Below are 20,235 nucleotides of genomic sequence, written 5' to 3' on the forward strand. Positions count from 1 at the left end.
AAGGAAATCGCCTGTCCCGAGGCTAATAGTTGAATTTGTAACTTCCTGCCTCATCGTAAAATTACGCATCATTTCCGTAGAAATGACTACGCTGGTGCTGCTGGATTGTTGCTATGCTTGAGAAAGCCGGAGGTGCAAGTACCGATGAAGAACCGCTTCAAAAATCCGCTGGGCCGCATGAATATCAAACAGCAGATGATTCTGCTGTTTCTGGTGCTGGTCATCCCGTTGTTTGCGCTAAATGCCTACGGGAATTCCATGGCCGGTCAAATCCTGAAGCGTCATGTGACTAATGCATATATCGAACTGAACAAGCAGAACTTCAAGCTGATCAACCGTGATATTGAAACCGTTAACAAAGTGACCTCCACGGTCATCCAAAACTCGCAGATCCAGCAGCTGGATCCCTTTGCCGAGGTTACTGTACTGGAACTCGTCAAAAACTATGAGCGGCTCGAAAAGATGCTGATTTCCTTCTCCCAAGAGACGGATGAGCGTGAACCGGTCTATTATTCGCTTTATGTGTACGACCCGGATAACAGCTACTTCTTTGCCCCGTATTACCCTGACCGCAGAAAAGCAGGGGTATATTTTTTCTCCGACGAGAAGGAGAAGCCCGCCTGGTTCGATGAAGCCGTGGCGATGAAGGGGAACGGGTATCTGAAGCGCATGGCCAATTTGTCGCCGCCGGTGCAAGGACGCCAGGATCAAGAGACTTTAAGCTATGTGCGGGCCGTTAACAATATCTATCGGGGCGGGACCATCGGCGTTCTGGTGGTCACGAATTTGGACGCGCGGATCGGCGAGTCGTTATCGACGGTATCGATACCGGATGGGGAACTGTATTTTACGGATTGGAACGATAATATCCTGACCTCGTCAGTACAGGGCATGGCGGGCAAGCTGGAATTGCCCCCTGAAGCGGATCCGGGCCATTCCGCCATCGGCGTCATGGACGTGATCACGTCGGATTTTATCTATGTCATCGATTATAACTACGTGCTCCAGCAGAAGCTGGTTTACAAGGTGCCTGTCAAAACGCTGCTCGCCCAGCAAAGCGAGATGAAGCGCGTCATTCAGGTCATCTCCATCGCTTACTTTGCCGTGGGCCTCATTATCGTTTTCTACTTCTGGCAGTCACTGATGACGCCGCTTCAAAAGCTGGCGCATTTCGTGAGAAGGTACGAACCGGGGAACGTTGTGCCGGAAACCCCCTATAGGCGCAGAAAAGATGAAGTCAGTGTCCTCATCTCCACGATTTATGATATGGCCCGCCGATTGAATGATCTGATCCACTACAAATACCGTATGGATCTGAAGCAGAAGGAAGCACAGCTGCAGCTGCTTTATCAGCAGATTAACCCCCATTTGCTGTACAACACCTTGGAAAGCATTTATTGGAAGAGCACGATGGAGGGCAATACCGAGTCCGCGGAGATGATCAAGGATTTGTCCAAATTAATGAAGATCAGTCTCAGCAGGGGGCGGGATCTCATCACGCTTGGGGAAGAGCTCGAGCATGCGGGAGCTTATATTAATCTCCAGCTGAACCGTTACGACTATCAGTTTACTGTCCGCTGGGAAGTTCCCGAGTCCTTGCTGGTGAACCATGTGCCGAAGATTACGCTGCAGCCGCTGCTGGAAAACGCGATTATTCATGGCATTAAAAATATGGGCGAGGACGGAATCATTCGGATTTCAGGACATCTGGAGGATAAATGCTTCCGGATTGTCATCGAAGATAACGGCTTCCGTCCCGTAAACTACGAGTCTATTCATAGACTGCTCCATAATGAAGTGCAGGACCCTTCATCGGGCTACGGCATTCGCAATATCCAGGAGCGGATCCGGCTGCATTTTGGAAACTGCTATGGGCTGGAATATGAACCAAGAGAAGAAGGGGGAACCCGTGTGACGATTACGATTCCCCGAACAGAAGTTGCAACCATTACCACAACCGGACAGGAGGTCTCCTGATGTATAACATTTTGGTGGTAGATGACGAACCTTTGATCTGCAAGGGCTTAGCCGGGCTGTTAACGTCCTCGGGCCTTGCCATCGATGGGATTACCACGGCTTACAGCGGGCAAGAAGCGCTGGATTACATACGAATGGGGGATATCGATCTGCTGGTCACCGATATCCAGATGGGCGAGATGAACGGCATCGAGCTGATGCAGCAGGCGAAGATCGTGAAGCCGTGGGTTCAGACAATCATTATTTCAGCCCATGAAACATTTCAATATGCGCAGCGGGCGCTTCAGCTCGGAGCCAAGGATTATTTGATCAAACCACTGAACAGTGAGCAGTTTTTGGATTCGGTCCGCAGCGTGCTGCTCAAGATGGACCGACCAGCGCCTCAGGTGGAGTCGTTTCTCATGGTCGATAACGAGCATTTTCGGATGGAGGAGCCTCCGTCCGAACGAATAGAGCGGCTGAACCAGCGGCTCTCCACAGAGTCGGATCAGCTGCAACTGGCCGGTCTAGACGAATCGGAACTGGGCTTAATTGGTCCTTATTTTGCGGTCATCAAGATGAAGCTTGGCCTAACGGAAGACAGCAGCGCTTCTTTTTCCAGGCAAGATATGAATCTGATTCAATATGCTGCGCTGAATATCGCCAAGGAGCTGCTGGAGCAGGAGCCGCACACCTTCGTGTTCTACTCGCCGGAGCGAGACATCAACATCATCCTTCAATGGAGCGAGCAGGAGATGGAGGAGAATGCGGGCAGCAAGATCCACCATCTGGAGATGATTGGCCGGAGCCTGCACCACCATGTGGAGCTGTACCTGAAACGTAGCTGTACCGTGGGGATCAGTCAAATACTGAGAGGGCCTGAATTTTTGAGTGTACTCAGCCGTCAGGCGGACAAAGCGATGCTGTGGAGCGAGCAGCTGCATGATTTCTACGTGTTTTATTACGGGGATTTCAATTGGCACAACTATGCCCAGGAGACGTCGCAAGAGGTGCTCTCGAGCCAGAGCAACCGGATCGTCGAGAATACGAGGCAGTATATCGAGGAGCATTATCGCCAAAAGGGATTGACGATTCATGAGGTAGCCAAGAACAATCATGTGAGTCCGAACTATTTGAGTTATCTGTTCAAAAAATATACCGGCAGCAGCCTGTGGGAGTATGTCGTGAAGCTGCGGATGGAGGAGAGCAGGTCTCTGATCCTGAGCACGGATCTTCGCCGTTACGAAATCGCCGAGCGAGTCGGCTATGAATCCCCGGAGCATTTTAGCAAAATCTTCAAAAAATATTATGGTGTCAGCCCCAGCGAGTTAAAGAAGTAAGAACGGTTATACTTCACATAGTTTTAGACATGTTGTAAGACTCCCTTCCTTTTTACAATTAAAGCTGGACATTTAATAAAGGAATGAGGGAGTCAGATGGAAGAAACGGCCATGCCGCAAGGCCAGGCTCGGATAGAGCCCGGTCATCGCACCCGACAGGAGCACAAGCGCAAGCCGCTGTGGAAGAAGTACATATGGGGGTATTTGTTCCTCGTTCCGGCGATTGCGATCTTTATCGTCTTTTTGTGGGTGCCGATCTTTAAAGGGATTTTTTACAGCTTTTTTCATATCGATTTCGTAAAAGGAAACACCTTCGTCGGGTTCGATAACTATGCCAAGGTGCTGAGCAATCCGGATCTGCTGCTATCCGTTCGAAATACTTTATATTTCATGCTGTTAACGCTGGTCATCGGCTTCTGGGTACCCATCGCGGCCTCCATTGCCATCTCGGAGCTGAAGCTGTTCCAGGGCTTCGCCCGGATTGCAGCGTATCTCCCGTTTGTCGTACCCGGCGTCGTGCTCTACGGCATGTGGAGGTGGATGTATGATCCGGTAGGCCCGATCAACGCCCTGTTCGGCTTCTTCGGGGCAGAACCGGTATCGTTTATATCGGATAGCCGGTTCTCCATGGTGTCGCTTGTCGTTATGGAGACGTGGCAGCAATTCGGCTCGGCGATGCTGATCTATCTGGCCGGCGTGCTCAGCATACCGAAGGATTGGTATGAAGCTGCCGAAATCGACGGTGCGGGCGTATGGGCCCGGATTAAATACATTACGCTCCCCTCGATGCGCAATTTGATTATGCTCATGCTGATTCTGCAGCTGATCGGCACTTCGCAGGCGTATCAGTCGCAGCTTGCGATGCTGGATGGCGGACCGAACAAGGCCACGCTCACCTATGCGCTTCTAACCGTAAAGTACGCGTTTAACCAGCTGGATTACGGGGCAGGAACCGCCATGGGCATTTTGATGTTTCTGGTGCTGAGTTTGCTGGGCATCCTGCAATTCAAGATGAACAGGGAGGAGTACTAGGATGAAAGAGAGAGGCATACTGTCCGCATCGGATTTGAGAAAACCGTGGAACAAGGCGGTATACGGGTTTATGGTGCTGTGCATCGCGGTGATGGTCTTTACGATGCTGTACCCGATCGGCATGACGATGTTCAACGGGCTGAAGAGCAATCAGGAGATCAACACGTTTCCGCCACGCTTTTTCCCTTCGGAATGGCATTGGGATAACGTCCCAAAGGGGTGGGAATACATCGATCTGCCGATGTTTCTGAAGAATACGCTGCTTATTTTTGGCGGCAATCTGCTGGTGACGATTCTGGTACTGGGCTTGGCGGCCTTCAGCATTTCCCGTATCCGAGTTCCCTATCACCGCGTCATCTATTTCTTCATTCTCATGACCTTGTTTATTCCGGCGTCGAGTTACATGATTCCGAACTTCGTTAATTTGAAGGAGCTTGGGCTGTTGAATTCCTACTGGGCCTTCTGGCTGCCGGCCGGAGCCAATGCTTACTTCTTCCTGCTGATCAAAAACTTCTTCGATGGCATACATCCGGAGATCTTCGAGGCGGCGCGCATCGACGGCGCTTCGGAATTGAGCAGCTTTCTGCGGATTGCCGTTCCGCTGTCCGTCCCGATCTTCGCAACGCTAGCGATCTTTATCTTCTCCACGGCATGGAATGACTGGTTCTGGCCGTCGCTTGTCATGCAGACGCAGGACAAGTACACGCTGGCTACGGCCATCTACAAGTATGTCATTAACGCTAGGAGCCTGGACAGCAGCATAAAATTCGCGATTCTGTTCATGGTCATGGTGCCGCCGATCTTTGTATTTCTGGTGTTCCAGAAATTCATTATGCGCAGCGTCAGTCTCTCGGCCGTCAAAGGGTAGGGCAGCGTATACCACACCATCGTAGCCCTGCACATGATCGTCATATGAATGCACATCGTCCTTTCCAGGTTTCAATTTTATGATGGAGATAGAAACGGACATTATCATTTCAATAAGGAAAAGGGGAGTATCCATGCGCAAGTTCTCAGCACTACTGATCTGCCTTATGCTGTTCAGCTCCTTGCTCGCAGCATGCGGCGGCGGCAAAGCAGCACCGGAGGCCGGCAATAAAGACGGAGGGACCGCCAAATCGGGCGGAACGACTACAACGCAGACAGAGGAACCGAAAGAGGATATCGCGGATCAAAAGATAACGATCAAGATCCACTATCCGCTGCCGGATGACACAACGCTGCGTCAGCAGGAGGATGATAAAATCGCCCGTTTCCAGGCGAAATATCCGAACGTGACCATCGTGAAGGACGACTGGCAGTACAGCGTCAACGAAATTGGGGTCAAGATGGCTTCGAACGAAGCACCGACGTTTTATAACACTTGGGCTACTGAAGCACAGCTGCTCGTGGAGCGGGGCTGGGTGGCCGACATTACGGAGTTTTGGAACGACTGGGAGTACAAGGATGACATGAATCCCGTGCTGCAGGATCAATTCATTGTGGACGGCAAGGTGTACGGCGTTACACAGAACGGTTATATCACGTCAACGATCGTGAACAAGAAGCTGCTGGACGCGAAGGGCGTGCCCGTCCCGCCGATGGATTGGACATGGGACGACATGTACAACACGGCTAAAGGCGCTGCGGACCCGAAGGCCGGTATATCCGGAATCGCGCCGATGGGTAAAGGCAATGAAGCGGGCTGGAACTGGACCAACTTCCTGTTCGAAGCCGGCGGGGATATCGAAGTGAACGAGGACGGCAAAGTGAAAGCGGTGTTTAACTCGGAAGCCGGCGTGAAGGCACTGGACTTCTATAAGAAGCTGAGATGGGAAGCGAATGCTATTCCGCAGGATTGGGCCCTCGGTTGGGGCGATGCCGTCAGCTCGTTCCAGCAGGGACGTACGGCAATGGTTATTGCTGGCGCATTTGACGTGATCCAGCCGGCATTGAACGAGGGCGGCATGAAGCCTGAGGATGTGCTTGCATATCCGATGCCTGCGATGGAGAAAGGCGGAGCGCATCATGGCATTTTGGGCGGAAATTATTTGGTCATCAACCCGAATGCCACGAAGGAAGAACAGGAAATGGCATTCCGCTATATCACGTTTGATTATTTTACGGATGATGCGCTGAAATCGGTGGAAGATACGATTAATGCCCGCAAAGCCGAAGGCAAATACTTTGTACCGACGCCGCTTGAATATTTCAGCGATGATTCCGAGTATGCCGCGAAGGTGAAGGCCATCTACGATAAGTACGACAATGTCTACAAATATGATCCGCAGCTCTTCAGCCTGTTGGAAGGCAAACCGGAAGCGCAATTCGGAACGCAGGATTATTATGCGGCGATGTCCAATGTCGTGCAGGAATCGTTCTCGAAGGAAGGCACGGATTCCAAGAAACAGCTGGACGAAACAGCCAAGCTGGTTCAGGAGAATTTTTTCGATAAGATCGAACAGAAGTAAGGGTGCGGCTGTCCCGGATGGGATTGGGGAGAACTCTGCAGCACAAAAAAGAGAGACGCCGGAAACAGCGTCTCTCTTTGCTTTTTCATATCCTTGGCAATAGCTGCTAAAAGCCGGGCGAAAGGTCAGCCCTTCCCAAGCATGGCCGCCAGATTTGTGTCCGGGTCCCGAGACCGCCACAGGCGACTTTTTCTGTATTATCTATCATTTTTACTGCGTTTTTACGAGAAAAGAGCCATAATTGGTATAATGATTGGCGATTATGATGTTTTTAAGCCAAGAGACATAACGCTGCTTACTTGGAATCAGGCTTCGGAATGATCGTATTGGCGATGCGGATCAGCTCTTCGGCAGCGATCTCTCCCTGGGCAGAGCTAAGCCTAAGCATGTAGTGGTGCCCGGTCGTTGGTTCTTCATAGGCCCAGTCCAACTGCGCCGAGCTTCCGCCGTTCCACGTTTTTTGCAGAACGTCCTGCCCATTGATCTTGATCTTCCGGTTGATCATGTCACTATTGTCGTCCCAGTAGGAGGTCACGCTTCCGTGGTCCCCGTTATTCAGGATGGTAAGGGAGACTTCCTTGTTGTCGCTGGTATAATATACCGTTGAAAGCCAGAAATTATCGGTGAACTTCACCGGCATCAGGGCGTAGTCCTTCCCGGATGCTTTGGCTTTCTCAAGCAGCTTTTTGGCGATGTTGGCTTTTTCCTGCTCGGTCAGCGGGTTCACGTCAGTCTCGCGCTCCATGTGCACGCTGGCGTTATTGAACGTGTATGTGCCCGAACCCGACAGCTCCTTGGCCAGCGGCAAACCGGGCACGTTCACCATGCTTTGCAGCGTGGCGAAATCCTTGACGGCATGTGGAGTGGATTTGATATCGATGGCATGCTTCGGATTATCCGGTACGACATAAATGATGGCGGCTTCGCCCGGCTTGATCTGTTCGTCCCAGATGGTGTTCATCAGATGTATGCGGTTCAGTTCCTCTTTTGAATAGTCTTTAGGCGAAGGCGACTCTGCCTTCGATTTCTCCTCATAGACAACCTCTCCCTGGCCGTTGGTTAAAGAGTGGTACTTTACTGCTGCAAAACCGGTCGATGCGGTAAGCAGCATGCCGGTAATTAAGAGAATGCTTACTTTGTTTTTCACGAAAAATCGCTCCCTTTTAAGATGTTTTTCCCGAATTTGGTTCATGACGCGTTCCGGGAGGGCCGTCCCGAGCGGCTCAACCCTTTGAAAGAGTGGTTTCAGGTCCTGGTCGTTGTCCATGCTCATTCGTTTCTTCCCCCTCGGCCATGGCATAATGTTTGCGGAACTTGGCTGCGGCCCGCTGAAATTTTTTCCTAAGATAGGTCGTGTTTTTTTGCAAAATAAGGCTGATCTCATGATAGCTCTTGTCCTCAACGCAGCGCAGGATGAGCAGGCTCCGTTCCTCGGCGGTCAGTTTGGCTAGCGCCCGGAGCACGGACGGATTGTAGTATTTGTGCTCGATGACCTGATCGACATGCCTGTTATCCTGATCCTTCTGATACAGAAAGGGGAGGTATCGGGATAGCTTTCGCTTGCGGAGGTAGTCGATGCACTGGTTGGAGGCGATGCGGTACAGCCAGGCTTCGAAGGGCTTGTCCGATTCGAATTTAGATAGATTGCGATAAGCTTTCAAAAAAGCTTCCTGGGTGCAATCTTCGGCTTCGGCATAGTCGCCAAGCATGTGATAGCAATAGTTGAAGATGGCTTTGTGGCAACGGTTCATGATCAGCTCATATTTGTCGATCTCTCCCTTCAAAACATCAGCAACGATCTGATGGAATGCTGGTTCATCCAAGTGGTTTCACCCCTTTACAATTTGTATTACGCTTGGGCAGAGCACAAATGTGACAAATGGATTCAATTAATCTTGGTTGCAGGAGAGCGAATTTCGAAAATCGGGTTGGAGTAAGGGAGCGCTCCCGGATGGGACTGGAGAGAATTCTGCATCGCAAAAAAGAGAGACGCCGGAGCGGGGTCTCTCTTTGCTGATTCATTTCCTTGCAATTGGGAGTTGATTTGGACCCGTGGTCACTCCTCCTCGAGCACGGCTGCCTGATTCCATATTTGGAATCAAGGGAACTGCAGCTTCCGCAATCTTAATAAATCGCCTTCGCATCCGCTGGCAGCTGCCGGACATGCTGCAGAAAGCCCGTTACACGCCGATCCTGCCCCATATCGTATTCAAAGCCCAACTGCTCAGCGACATCCAGTGCGGTTCTGCGGAACAGCGCTCCCATCGTAAACAGCGCCTCCCACACCTCTTCGTAGGTTCCGCGAGGGTAGGTGGACATCAGCTCATTCCAGCTGTCCGCAGACAGGTAGTTTTTCAAGTACTTGCCGTTCTTGCCCACGCTGAGCGAGAAATCGGTCTGGGTGCCTACCTGCCACTCCAGCATTTTCATCAGCATCGGCCGCATGATGTTGTGGAAGTGGTCTTGGGCATACAGTATTTCTTCCCGCCACAAGCCCTTGGCTACATACGTGGATACCCACCAGAACTCATTGCAGCAATCCTCGAAGAAGGCTGCGGACGGACGCTGTACCCAGAAATCCTCGTCGGACGGAGCAGGAATCTTGGGAAAGGTCTGATCTTTATCCATTAAGATCTGGATCAATTTGTCTCCCTTGCAGTATTTCTCCTTCTCCTCGATGGGAATCAGAGTCATGTCAATCCGGTTGCCGTCGGTAAATAACATCAGGTACGAGAACCAGCCTCCAAGATCCGGAGGGAACATGGCCATATCTTCCGGCGTCTGCAGAATCAACCGTTCCCCGAAGACATCAATCCAGTCCGGATCCTGAATAAAGCTGTCCATGTCCGTAACATGAAAGCTGATATCGTAATCCTGAAAAATATCCTTCGGCACGTTGGGATTCGTTCGCGAGCCCTCCAGGGTCACCGCCCGAACCCGTTCGTCGCGGGCTGCGTAGCCCAATACCAAATCCATCATTTCTTGTTCGCTTCTCATGTTATCCAGCCTCCGCATTCATATTTAGATGACTCATGATTCGAATCGGACAGGTCAGGAGGTCCACGAATCCGGACCGTAGAAGCATGGCATGGAGCATGTTATAACTTGTTCAAGCGCTTTTTCATAAGGAAATCTCCTTTTCCGATGTTGAATGTATTTAAATTAATTCTTCATGGCCTTAAAAGATTCCTCCGCAGCCTCAAGCGTAGCCTCGATGTCAGCATCCGTATGGGCGGTAGTCATGAACCAGGCCTCATATTTGGAAGGAGCCAAGTTCACGCCGCGGTCCAGCATATGGCGGAAGAATGCAGCGAAGGCTTCACCGTCGGTGTCCTGCGCTTCGTCATAGTTCGTGACCGGATGAGCGCAGAAATGAGTGGAGAAGGAGCCGCGGATGCGGTTGATTGTGAGCGGAATGCCGTGGCGGTCGGCGGACGCCTGCAAGCCTTCCGTCAGCTTGATGGTCAAGCGCTCCATTTCTTCATATACGCCTTCGCCCTGCAGAACCTCCAAGCAAGCGATTCCGGCTGCGATGGAGGCGGGATTACCCGCCATAGTTCCGGCCTGATAAGCAGGGCCGAGCGGTGCGACCTGTTCCATCACGTGTTTACGGCCGCCATAGGCCCCGATAGGCAGGCCGCCGCCGATGATTTTGCCAAGAGCCGTAAGATCCGGCTGAATCGCCTCGTGATTGGCCAGACCTGCATAGGTTTGGGTAGATCCGTAGTGGAAGCGGAAAGCGCTGATAACTTCGTCATAGATGACCAGCGAGCCGTTGTCGCGCGTCATCTGACATAGGCCTTCGAGGAAACCCGGCTTCGGCATCACCATCCCAAAGTTGCCGACGATCGGCTCTACCATAACGGCAGCCACATCATCGCCCCATGCGTCGAGGGCAGCGCGCAGGCCTTCCAGATCGTTGAACGGAACGGTAATGACTTCCGTCGCAATGCTGGCCGGGATCCCGGCACTGTCCGGAATACCAAGTGTGGAAGGGCCGGAGCCTGCTGCCACGAGGACAAGATCGGAATGGCCGTGGTAACAGCCGGCGAACTTGATGATCTTGTTGCGCTTGGTGTAGGCGCGGGCGACCCGGATCGTGGTCATGACAGCCTCGGTACCGGAATTGACGAAACGCACCTTATCCATGGACGGAATGGCGGCCTTCAGCATTTTGGCTAAGGTGATCTCAAGCTCTGTTGGCGTCCCGTAAAGAGTACCGTTTTGAGCTGCTGTTGTGATTGCAGCCGTAATATGCGGATGGGCATGTCCGGTTATGATCGGACCATAAGCCGCCAAGTAATCGATATAACGGTTGCCATCCTCGTCCCAGAAGTGGGCTCCGCTTGCGCGTTTCATAAAGACGGGGGCACCACCGCCTACGGCTTTAAAGGAACGGGAGGGACTGTTTACGCCGCCTACGATATGCTGCAGCGCTTCTTGATACAGAGTTTCGGAACGGTTTCTTGATGTTGCCATGATAGTAAAACTTCCTTTCTTCATGAAGCAGGACAGGAAGCTAAAATGACGCAGCGTCCTGTCCTGCTTGCTGTAAGTGTATTAGTTACGATCCGTTGTTGCAGATGGGGCAGTGGAGCTTTCGGAATTACCATTCTCAGAATCGTTGTTCTCAGAACCACGGGTCTCAGAATTGTTTTCCGTACCTTCGCTGCCTCCGGTTTCAGGGTCAGGCGTTGGCGGATTTAAGATGTCCTGGATATACTGTTTCAGCGTATCCGGATTGCCTACCGTTAGAACGGCAGCACCGCCGATATGTTCTTCCTTCAGGAGTTTCATCGGAGGAACCTGTTCGCTGCCACTCATTTTACTCTTATAGGCAACGTTCGCAAGCTTCCACATATCCTCGACATCGAGATTGGTATCAATATATGGGCTGACGGACTTCAGAATGTCCGGAAGCTTCATGATGGACGTGGTGGTCTGCATTTTCTTGGCTACGGCCTTCAAAAGCTCGCGCTGCCGCTCGGTGCGGGTAAAGTCGCCCATCGCATCATAGCGGAACCGGACATATTGCAGCGCCGTGTTGCCATCTAGATGCTGCATGCCTTGCTTCAATTCAATGTCGTATTCGTTTTTGTCTGCTTTACTGGAATAATTCATGTCCTTCTCAACATAGAAATCAACCCCGCCGACGGAATCAACCAGTTTCATGAAACCCTGGAAATCCGTATAGACGTAGTATTGAACCGGAATGCCCAGCAGATCGCCTACAGCCTTCATGGCCGTATTCGGGCCGTGCGTGATGGCCGTATTGATTCGGTTTCGGTCATATCCGGGTATTTCTACGTAAGTATCGCGCAAAATAGAGAATAAGTGCATTTTTTTCTTCACCGGATCAATCGAGGCAACAAGCATACTGTCGGAACGAGGAATTTCGCCTTCCTCAAAACCGCGTGCATCAACGCCCATCAGCAGAATGTTAACCGTCTCCGTTCCTTCCCACTCGGGTGGCGCAGGAACCTTGGCATCTACCTTTTCAATTTCGCGAAAAGGGGAGGAATCACCTGATTTCTGAAGACTTTGCAAGCCGTCGTAGAACGACGCCGCATAATAAATGCCGTAACCAATAACAGCGGCGAGGATGAGGCTGACACTCCATATAATCGTCTTCTTTGTTTTTTTGGTCATTGTGTTCTTCCTTTCGGATTACGCTGATGAATAAATTCGATAGAACATTTGAACATTCGACATTCATTCTATTATAATTTTTTTCGAAAAGACAATCAATTTTCGGGACTAAAGTCCGTATAGTAGGAGTTGAGCCTTATCGTAGATCAAACGCAGTTGACAGTCGGAAGCCAGGTGCCGGATTTTTCACTTCCGGCTTCGAACGGGGAGAAGGTAGCATTAAGCGATTTTCGCGGACGTAAAGTCGTGCTGTTCTTCTATCCGAAAAATATGACCCCAACCTGTACCGAGGAGGCTTGCAGCTTCCGGGACAACTATGGTGCGTTGGAGCAAGCTGGCGCAGTGGTGATCGGGATTAGCCCGGATCCACTGAAATCCCATGCCAAATTCATTGATAAGCATAGCCTTCCCTATTTGCTCATGTCTGATGAAGAGCACAAGGTAAGCGAAATATTTGGCGTATGGCAGATGAAGAAGATGTTCGGCCGCGAGTATATGGGTATTGTACGCTCTACCTTCTTGATTGATGAGCAGGGAAAGCTTGCAGGCCAGTGGCGGAAAGTAAAAGTGAAAGGTCATGTCGAAGCGGTTCTCACAGCCGTGCTGTCATAGCTATATGAAGAACGGTCCCTCAGCATGCCTGGACAGGCATGATAAGGGACCTTTTTTTAACAAATAAGACCAGAGGAATAATGAATTCAGTTTACTCAAATTCTAGTCTTTTTTTGAAACACCCTCCATATAATCTATCAGGAAGCCGAACTCATAGAAACGATGGAGGTAGAGTTGATAATGAATAATATGGTGCGGGTAACATCAATTGCGGTATTTTTCGGCGTATTGGCAGTGCTCATCATGATCGGTATGGGGCTTGAGGTCCAGCAGCCGACTGACATATATATGGAACACGCTCCTCTGGCAGCAGCGCCAATGACAGTGACTGGGCAGGATATACAGGTGAAGCCGGAAGCGTCAAGCAAGCCTATCGTTACGACTGCATACAAGAATACATCGGCTGTGAACGCCGCACCTGTTCAATATAAGAAACAAAGTGACAAAACGGTATACCTGACATTTGATGACGGGCCATCGGATTTGACGCTTGATGTGCTGAATATTTTGAAGCGAGAGGGAATTAAAGGCACGTTTTTTGTACTGGGTAAGGAAGCGGAGACCCGTCCTGAGATTATTAACCGCATCTATGAGGAGGGCCATGTGATCGGGAATCATACATATGATCATCGTTATGACAAGCTCTACGGGCATTTTCAGGATTTCTGGGGACAGATTAAGAAAACGGAGGAAATCATTCGTTTAATTACGGGGGAACGGCCGCAGCTGGTCAGAGCTCCCGGGGGAACGGCCGGCCATTTTGACGAAGCCTATTTTCAATTCATGAAGCAGGGGGGCTATCATGTATTCGATTGGAACGTCGACAGCGGCGACTCCAGGTATCGAGGCGTCCCGGTTAAAGACATCGTAAAAGGGGCAACCACGAAAGTGAACGGCAATGAGGCAATTGTGCTTCTTCATGACGGTAGAGGTCATGCCGAAAGCGTAAAGGCTCTGCCGGACATCATTTCTTATTATAAAAAGCAAGGCTATGCCTTTGATGTACTATCTCCGGAAATCCAGCCCGTTCAATTTCGTGCCCAGCAGAGTGCACGTAAGGTTTCGCAGCCTTCAAAGCAATGGATCGAGGAGCATGTCGCAGCCAATGCCGCGCTGTTTGAGACTGGGCGAACGCTGGCCGTGGAATTCGGAGGAATGGAGACTGCGTTCGCGGCTGGGGAATACAAAATGGTGGACGGCCGGTTGATGGTACCGCTGCGCGCCCTGGTGGAGCGGCTCGGCGGAAGCGTGTCCTGGAAGTCTCACAACAAGACCGTGCAGGTGACGCTGGCAGGGAATCGCTGGGAAGCAGACCCGGTTGGCGGCTTGCTATTCCCCATGCAAACAGGGGGCAAACCGGTGTCTTCGGATGTTCATTTAATCGGCGGTACTGCTTGGATTCCGCTTCGGGAAGCGCTTGACTTTTCCGGCCGCCCTGTTACAAGAGTGACATATGAAGAAAGCGAGTATCGCGTTCTAACTTTGTAGTCGAAAATTGCATTTTATGTTTGTAATTATGCTTCACAAGTTATAGACTAGTACTTAGAGATATTTATCACAATCCCTAAGATTGTTTCAGAATAAAGGAGGGGGAAGTTTCCCCCTGCTTTATTTTTGGCGATAGTGAGTCACCCTTAAGTTCGCACTTTTGTAAGTGATGCATAATAGATACCGGTTATCCCAAAATTAAAGCTAACCGGTTCGATCGTCGCCAAGTCCATCTTGGGAATTCACTTAAAGAAAAGGAGGCAATTCTTTATGACAGAAACATCTTCTCCACAGCCGTCCGAAACTCCGGAAAATGTTGTAGGAAACCAAGAAGCTGCGGCGTCCAGCCGTCCTGATGTGCTGCTCGAACAACTGCTCAAGCCCGAGGTTCAGGAATCCCTCACAACTCTCGTGGACAATCTTCCAAAACTTGCAGAAATGCTGACCGTCATGACTAAAGCTTATGACTTCGGTAAATCCGTAGCTACGGATCCCGTGCTTGCGGAAGACACTATGGCTTCCCTTAGCGGATTCGCGAAGCCGGTCACGACAGCAGCGAAAAGCGTTGCATCTGCAGCTATCGAAGCCGGAGACCGTGTACACGCTCAAGGCGACCAAGCTCAGATTGGCGTATTTGGTCTGATGAAAATGCTGAAAGATCCTCAGGTTCAAAAGGGTCTTCGCTATGCTCAGGCTTTTTTGGACGTTCTTAACGAGCGCGACCAACAAAACAAGCGTTAATCCATAAATCATACGAAGAACGGAGGATGGTCATGTCTAAACATATTTTAATTTTGGGCGGAGGCTATGGCGGCTTGCTTAGTGCGCTTTCTGCACGCGAGCATTTTGGTGCTGGTGCAAAAATCACGCTGATCAACCGTTTCCCAACCCATCAGATCATTACGGAATTGCACCGTCTGGCAGCAGGCAACATCGCAGAGAAAGCAGTAGCTTTGCCGCTCGATAAGCTTCTGCGCGGCGCGAACGTTGACCTGCGCATCGGCAACGTTAAGGAAATCAAGCCGGATGAGCGTTCGGTTTCCCTCGATGACGGCGGAAACTTCACATATGATGCCCTGGTTATCGCACTGGGCAGCGAAACGGCCTTCTTCGGCATTCCAGGACTGCAAGAGAACAGCTTTATCCTGAAGTCCGTGAACGATGCTAACCGTCTGCGTGCTCATGTGGAGTCCCGCATTGCGGAATATAGCAAAACGAAAAACAAAGCGGACGCTACCATCGTTGTTGGCGGCGGCGGCTTGACAGGCGTTGAGCTTGTTGGTGAATATGCCGATATGAAAAGCGAGCTGGCTCGCAAATACGGTATCGATCCACAAGAAATCACGCTTTATTGTGTTGAAGCAGCTCCTTCCATTCTGCCAGGCTTCCCTGCAGAACTGGTTGACCGCGCAACAACAAGCCTGCAAAAACGCGGCGTGAACTTCCTGACCGGATTGCCGATTACCAAAATGGATGGCACTACCGTTGAACTGAAAGACGGCAGTACGATCGAAACCAGCACATTGATATGGACTGGCGGCGTACAGGGTAATTCCGTTGTGGCTAACTGCGGCATCGAAGTCAACCGTGGTCGTGCGGTTGTTAACGAATTCCTGCAATCCGCATCCCACCCTGACGTATACGTTGCTGGTGACAGCGCGGTTGTTATGGGACCGGAAGGTCGCCCATACCCGCCAACAGCACAGCTTGCATGGCAAATGGGCGAGCTGATCGGCTACAACATCTTCGCTCAATTGAATGGCGGCGTACCAGCTTCATTCACACCGGTATTCTCCGGTACGCTCGGCAGCTTGGGACGTAAAGATGCCATCGGTACCATTGGTGCTAACAAGACCCAATTGAAGGGTCTGCCTGCAACCTTGATGAAAGAAGCAAGTAACATGCGTTACCTATCCCACATCAACGGTTTGTTTACACTGGCTTACTAAGCCTAGAAGGCGGCATTATATTCACATATAAAGAGATGGACCCTGAGTTTTCGGGTCCATCTTTTTTTATTTCGCAGCCCAAACATAAGCAGATGGACTTAGGGACATCGACATGAAAACATAATACGATGGTTACACCCGGGAGCGAGGAATACCAAGGGATTTCACACGCGTGCTTCAGAGCGGGATGTTAGAGAAGGAGGTAAGGGAGAGACTGAAAGGTGAAAGTCCAAAAAGAAGAAGAAAGAAGTTTAAAAAGTTATGTAAGCGCTATCGCAAAAGGTTCGCAGTTTTCATTTTATGAAACGGAGGGAGCATGTATGCGGGGATATCATCGTCTTCATTCCATTGTCATTCAACTTTTTTTGTTTTTTTTCATCGGCACCACACTCCCGGTTCTCATCATGGGTTTCCTGTCGTATCACAAGTCAGCCTCAATCGTGGAGGAGCAGGTCAGTAAAGTGGCTTCCCTCACGATCACCCAAGTCAGTGACAAGCTGAATATGTTCTTCAAGAAACTGGATGACTCCTCGATGATGGTGCTGAACAGCAAAGTGGTTCACGGCATCCTCGAGGATCAGGATATCAGTAAATACGACCTGACGTTGAAGGTGAAGGAGGGAAAGGATCTGTTGACCTCCATCATGATTAATTCGCCGGAGATATTGGACGTGTACGTGTTTGACGTGCAGCGGAACAATTCGGTCCTGAGCGCCGATTCCTTGATGTCCATCCCGGACCAGTGGGATTCTCCTTGGTATCGAGCGATACTGGAGGCGAACGGGCAGGCGGTATGGTTCGGCTTGTCGGATACCTCCTACCTGAAGCAAACGGGAATGGGATTTCCCGTGTTTGGGCTGGGCCGGGCAATTCGGAGCTGGGATACGGGGGAGATCGTCGGGGTGATGTTCATCGAGATTATGGGGGATGTCCTGATCGATGAATTAAACCATGTCCAATTCGGCAACACGGGGTATATGTACGTGGCCAATGACGAGAATCGTTACTTTTACCATCCCGATCCTTCCATGTACGGGAAGCCGTCCAAGATCAAGCTGCCCTCGGGATTGACGGAATACAACCTGAACAACAACAAAACGCTGATGATCCCTTCGCGCCTGAACAACGGCTGGCATGTGGTCGGCATGGTGCCACTTAAGGAATTAACGGCCGATTCCGCCAGCATCCGGAGTTTCACGGTCTGGATTGTATTCGGATCGATTCTGGCAGCGATCGGGATCGGTTATTTCATGACGCGGAGGATCGGCAATCCGCTCGTTCATTTAAGCCGCTTGATGCGCAGAAGCGAAGCAGGCGATTTATCGGTCCGCAGCAAGAATGTGGGTCCCAGTGAAATCGGTCAGCTGGGCAGAAGCTTCAACAAAATGATTGAGCAGATCGATCTGCTGATCCGGCGAATCGCCGCGGAGGAATCCGAGAAAAAAAAGGCGGAAATCCGCGCGCTGCGGTATCAGATCAACCCTCATTTTCTCTACAATACACTGAACTCGATTCGCTGGATGGCCAAGCTGAACCGGACGAATGACGTGGATCGATCGGTTACGGCCCTTGTTCAGCTGCTGGAGGGGAGCCTGGAGCGCAATGGGGTGTTCATACGCCTTGGAGATGAATTGGAGCTACTTCGGAAATATATGATCATCCAGAATTACCGATACGACCATCAAATTGAGCTGAGGATCGAATGTCCCGAGCCAATGGAGGATCTCTATGTTCCCCGGATGCTGCTGCAGCCGATTGTGGAGAATGCGATCTTTCACGGGATCGCCCCGCTTGATGATCCTGGCGTTATCACGATTCGAATAACACCGCACCAGCAGGATGTCATGGTTCGGATCGAGGACAATGGAATCGGCATCAAGCCCGAACGAATAGCGGGACTGCTGTCGTATGAGCAGGATCACTCCAAGCAAGGCATGACCCACATCGGGCTGCGTCATGTTCACCAAACGGTCCAGTTGTATTACGGCAGTCACTACGGGGTATGGGTAGAAAGCCCGGAAGGCGGAGGAACGCGGGTCACGATAACATTTGCGAGGCAAAGGGGGGACGATTATGTACAGAGTGCTGCTCGTGGATGACGAAGCGATCGCACGTACAGGACTTCGATCGACCTTCGATTGGGAGAAATATGGTTACCGGCTTGTGGGCGAGGCCTCCAACGGACAGCGGGCCATGAAATGGATTCTGAACGGGGATCTGGACATTCTGATCACGGATATCGCGATGCCGGTCATGGATGGTTTGGAGCTGACCCGCCGGACAAGGGAGCTTTGTCCTTGGGTGAAAGTGCTGCTGCTCAGCTGTCATAGCGATTTTGAGTTCGTGCGCGAAGGCATCAGGCTTGGCGCATCGGATTATATTCTCAAGCCGACGCTGGATGCGGACTCTTTGGGTGCTGTGCTTGATCACATGCGTTTGAAGCTGGAAGAGGAGAAGCAGATGCAGCGGATTTTGACCGAGCATGAGCAGCAGCAGCGTTTGAATCAGAAGAAGGCCGCGGAAAAAGTCCTCTTTCAGGCGCTGTCCGGGGAGCCCGGTGCGCTCGCAAAGCTGGAAGCATGGAACCATAACGGTCCTTATCTGCTGGCCGTGCTCCAGCTTAATTCTGATCCAGGGGCTGGCGCGGCCGGGGTTCAGCACAAGGATTGGCATGACGAGATCGAGCGATTAATGGGACAGTTATATGACCAGGTGCCGGAGGCGCTGGCAGCTCGGCTGGAGACGGATCGGATCGCTGTCTACGTGCCCCTACGGCATGCAGGAAGGCTGCCAGCTTCAGAGCACGAAGAGGCCATCCGTCTGCCGATCCGATGCGCGATGGGGCTCAGCAGGAGATATAACGGCATGGATAAGCTGCAAGAAGCGTTTCGAGAAGCTAGCGAGTGCCTGGAAGGCCTCTTCTTTCATAAAGATCAACAGATTCTTCGGGCAGAGGAGCTCCCTCTGACCGAGGCCGATTCGGCTCAGGAGAGGGCGGCCGCTGAGCTGCATGCCCTAAGAGCCGCGCTGACCGTCGGGAACATGGATATCAGCGAAGGGCGCCTGCAGTCCATTATGCTGCGCTGGCAGCCCGGAAGGATGAAGAAACGGGCGGTCCTCCGAGAAGCAGAGGAGCTTCTGAGCTTGCTCGCTATGTTTCATCTTCCCGGCTGCCCGCCGTTTCCGCAAATCGGAGAAGTGGGCAAGCTTCGCTCGGTGGAGGAAGTGAAAGAGCTGGTGCTCCAAGGCTTCCATACTTTGGGGGAGGAAGCCATGCGTCACCCCGTACCGGAATCCACGCTGCATGAGCGAATCGTGCTGCAGGCCGTCCAATATATTAAGGCGCACTTCACCGAGCCGATCTCCCTGCAGGAGGTGGCGGACGAGGTGGCCGTAAGCCGCAACTATTTTAGCGAATTGTTTAAGCGCGTCACGGGGCACAACTTCATTGACTATGTGATTGATCTGCGGCTGAAACGGGCCAAGGAGCTGCTTTCCACCACATCGCTACGAGTGTATGAAGTGGCGGATCGTTCCGGATTTAATGACGTGAAATACTTTAGCAAGCTGTTCAAGAAGTTGGTAGGCATGACGCCTGCTGAGTACCAGGGACAGCATCGAAAATAATGGGAATTTCTTAGGATCCGAAAAGAATCCACTTTTTCGGAACATAATCCGTTCAAAAACTTTTTGCCAAAATTTTATAATTAAAGCGTTTACAAGAACTTGCCAGCGAGTCCAAATCTGGTTTGAATGGAG

Annotated in this window: 16 protein-coding genes; 11 read left to right on the top strand and 5 right to left on the bottom strand. The window is 51.2% G+C overall.

All coding sequences use genetic code 11. The features are described from left to right. The first annotated feature begins 144 nt into the window (after positions 1-144). The 5 genes from MHH48_RS04560 to MHH48_RS04580 all read left to right on the top strand — a co-directional run bounded on the left by MHH48_RS04560 (position 145) and on the right by MHH48_RS04580 (position 6,778). A complete protein-coding gene (locus tag MHH48_RS04560) occupies positions 145-1,977 on the top strand; it encodes a histidine kinase (RefSeq protein ID WP_076325888.1) in 1,833 nt (610 codons plus the stop codon). Further along, positions 1,977-3,296 carry a response regulator gene (locus MHH48_RS04565; RefSeq protein WP_076325887.1) on the top strand — a complete coding sequence of 440 codons (1,320 nt, stop codon included), beginning with the start codon at positions 1,977-1,979 and terminating at the stop codon, positions 3,294-3,296. Before MHH48_RS04560 ends, MHH48_RS04565 begins: the two co-directional genes overlap by 1 nt. Before the next feature lie 96 nt (positions 3,297-3,392). Beyond that, positions 3,393-4,328 (top strand): sugar ABC transporter permease, encoded by a 936-nt coding sequence (locus tag MHH48_RS04570; protein ID WP_076325886.1) that lies wholly within the window; start codon positions 3,393-3,395, stop codon positions 4,326-4,328. A gap of 1 nt (position 4,329) precedes the next feature. Continuing rightward, positions 4,330-5,196 (top strand): carbohydrate ABC transporter permease, encoded by an 867-nt coding sequence (locus MHH48_RS04575; RefSeq protein ID WP_076325885.1) that lies wholly within the window; start codon positions 4,330-4,332, stop codon positions 5,194-5,196. Between the two features lie 133 nt (positions 5,197-5,329). Further along, a complete protein-coding gene (locus MHH48_RS04580) occupies positions 5,330-6,778 on the top strand; it encodes an extracellular solute-binding protein (RefSeq protein ID WP_076325884.1) in 1,449 nt (482 codons plus the stop codon). Positions 6,779-7,073: 295 nt separating this feature from the next. Here MHH48_RS04580 and MHH48_RS04585 read toward each other — a convergent pair whose 3' ends face one another. The 5 genes from MHH48_RS04585 to MHH48_RS04605 form a co-directional block, all read right to left on the bottom strand. Then, positions 7,074-8,051 carry a DUF4367 domain-containing protein gene (locus tag MHH48_RS04585; RefSeq protein WP_076325883.1) on the bottom strand — a complete coding sequence of 326 codons (978 nt, stop codon included), beginning with the start codon at positions 8,049-8,051 and terminating at the stop codon, positions 7,074-7,076. Beyond that, positions 8,002-8,601: an RNA polymerase sigma factor gene (locus tag MHH48_RS04590; protein ID WP_076325882.1), complete on the bottom strand. Its 600-nt coding sequence runs from the start codon at positions 8,599-8,601 to the stop codon at positions 8,002-8,004. The genes MHH48_RS04585 and MHH48_RS04590 overlap by 50 nt, the downstream gene beginning before the upstream one ends. 301 nt (positions 8,602-8,902) lie before the next feature. Further along, complete coding sequence (locus MHH48_RS04595; RefSeq protein WP_076325881.1) at positions 8,903-9,775, bottom strand: aminoglycoside 6-adenylyltransferase; 873 nt, start codon at positions 9,773-9,775, stop codon at positions 8,903-8,905. A gap of 165 nt (positions 9,776-9,940) precedes the next feature. Further along, the gene (locus MHH48_RS04600) at positions 9,941-11,257 is read right to left on the bottom strand and encodes a glutamate-1-semialdehyde 2,1-aminomutase (RefSeq protein WP_076325880.1); all 1,317 of its coding nucleotides are present in this window, start codon (positions 11,255-11,257) and stop codon (positions 9,941-9,943) included. A gap of 81 nt (positions 11,258-11,338) precedes the next feature. Continuing rightward, complete coding sequence (locus MHH48_RS04605) at positions 11,339-12,427, bottom strand: LCP family protein (RefSeq protein WP_076325879.1); 1,089 nt, start codon at positions 12,425-12,427, stop codon at positions 11,339-11,341. Between the two features lie 129 nt (positions 12,428-12,556). Between MHH48_RS04605 and bcp the strand changes: the two genes are divergently transcribed. The 6 genes from bcp (at position 12,557) to MHH48_RS04635 (ending at position 20,103) form a co-directional block, all read left to right on the top strand. Then, on the top strand, positions 12,557-13,039 hold the full coding sequence (gene bcp, locus MHH48_RS04610; protein WP_076325878.1) for a thioredoxin-dependent thiol peroxidase: 483 nt from the start codon (positions 12,557-12,559) through the stop codon (positions 13,037-13,039). 180 nt (positions 13,040-13,219) lie between these two features. Continuing rightward, positions 13,220-14,527, top strand: a complete 1,308-nt coding sequence (locus MHH48_RS04615; RefSeq protein WP_076325877.1) for a polysaccharide deacetylase — start codon at positions 13,220-13,222, stop codon at positions 14,525-14,527. 270 nt (positions 14,528-14,797) lie between these two features. Continuing rightward, the gene (locus tag MHH48_RS04620) at positions 14,798-15,268 is read left to right on the top strand and encodes a DUF1641 domain-containing protein (RefSeq protein WP_076325876.1); all 471 of its coding nucleotides are present in this window, start codon (positions 14,798-14,800) and stop codon (positions 15,266-15,268) included. Positions 15,269-15,300: 32 nt separating this feature from the next. Then, the gene (locus MHH48_RS04625; protein WP_076325875.1) at positions 15,301-16,476 is read left to right on the top strand and encodes an NAD(P)/FAD-dependent oxidoreductase; all 1,176 of its coding nucleotides are present in this window, start codon (positions 15,301-15,303) and stop codon (positions 16,474-16,476) included. 320 nt (positions 16,477-16,796) lie between these two features. Continuing rightward, positions 16,797-18,575: a sensor histidine kinase gene (locus MHH48_RS04630; protein WP_076326033.1), complete on the top strand. Its 1,779-nt coding sequence runs from the start codon at positions 16,797-16,799 to the stop codon at positions 18,573-18,575. Continuing rightward, the gene (locus MHH48_RS04635) at positions 18,550-20,103 is read left to right on the top strand and encodes a response regulator (RefSeq protein ID WP_076325874.1); all 1,554 of its coding nucleotides are present in this window, start codon (positions 18,550-18,552) and stop codon (positions 20,101-20,103) included. Before MHH48_RS04630 ends, MHH48_RS04635 begins: the two co-directional genes overlap by 26 nt. The last annotated feature ends 132 nt before the right edge of the window (positions 20,104-20,235 follow it).

It is taken from the genome of Paenibacillus sp. FSL F4-0100 (assembly GCF_037993005.1).
Lineage (GTDB): Bacteria > Bacillota > Bacilli > Paenibacillales > Paenibacillaceae > Paenibacillus_AQ.

Coding starts and splice junctions, on each gene's coding strand:
- MHH48_RS04635 (WP_076325874.1), top strand. CDS start 18,550: ATGTACAGAGTGCTGCTCGTGGATGACGAAGCGATCGCACGTACAGGA.
- MHH48_RS04600 (WP_076325880.1), bottom strand. CDS start 11,257: ATGGCAACATCAAGAAACCGTTCCGAAACTCTGTATCAAGAAGCGCTG.
- MHH48_RS04595 (WP_076325881.1), bottom strand. CDS start 9,775: ATGAGAAGCGAACAAGAAATGATGGATTTGGTATTGGGCTACGCAGCC.
- MHH48_RS04565 (WP_076325887.1), top strand. CDS start 1,977: ATGTATAACATTTTGGTGGTAGATGACGAACCTTTGATCTGCAAGGGC.
- MHH48_RS04620 (WP_076325876.1), top strand. CDS start 14,798: ATGACAGAAACATCTTCTCCACAGCCGTCCGAAACTCCGGAAAATGTT.
- MHH48_RS04605 (WP_076325879.1), bottom strand. CDS start 12,427: ATGACCAAAAAAACAAAGAAGACGATTATATGGAGTGTCAGCCTCATC.
- MHH48_RS04580 (WP_076325884.1), top strand. CDS start 5,330: ATGCGCAAGTTCTCAGCACTACTGATCTGCCTTATGCTGTTCAGCTCC.
- MHH48_RS04570 (WP_076325886.1), top strand. CDS start 3,393: ATGGAAGAAACGGCCATGCCGCAAGGCCAGGCTCGGATAGAGCCCGGT.
- MHH48_RS04615 (WP_076325877.1), top strand. CDS start 13,220: ATGAATAATATGGTGCGGGTAACATCAATTGCGGTATTTTTCGGCGTA.
- MHH48_RS04630 (WP_076326033.1), top strand. CDS start 16,797: ATGCGGGGATATCATCGTCTTCATTCCATTGTCATTCAACTTTTTTTG.
- MHH48_RS04560 (WP_076325888.1), top strand. CDS start 145: ATGAAGAACCGCTTCAAAAATCCGCTGGGCCGCATGAATATCAAACAG.
- MHH48_RS04625 (WP_076325875.1), top strand. CDS start 15,301: ATGTCTAAACATATTTTAATTTTGGGCGGAGGCTATGGCGGCTTGCTT.
- MHH48_RS04575 (WP_076325885.1), top strand. CDS start 4,330: ATGAAAGAGAGAGGCATACTGTCCGCATCGGATTTGAGAAAACCGTGG.
- MHH48_RS04585 (WP_076325883.1), bottom strand. CDS start 8,051: ATGAGCATGGACAACGACCAGGACCTGAAACCACTCTTTCAAAGGGTT.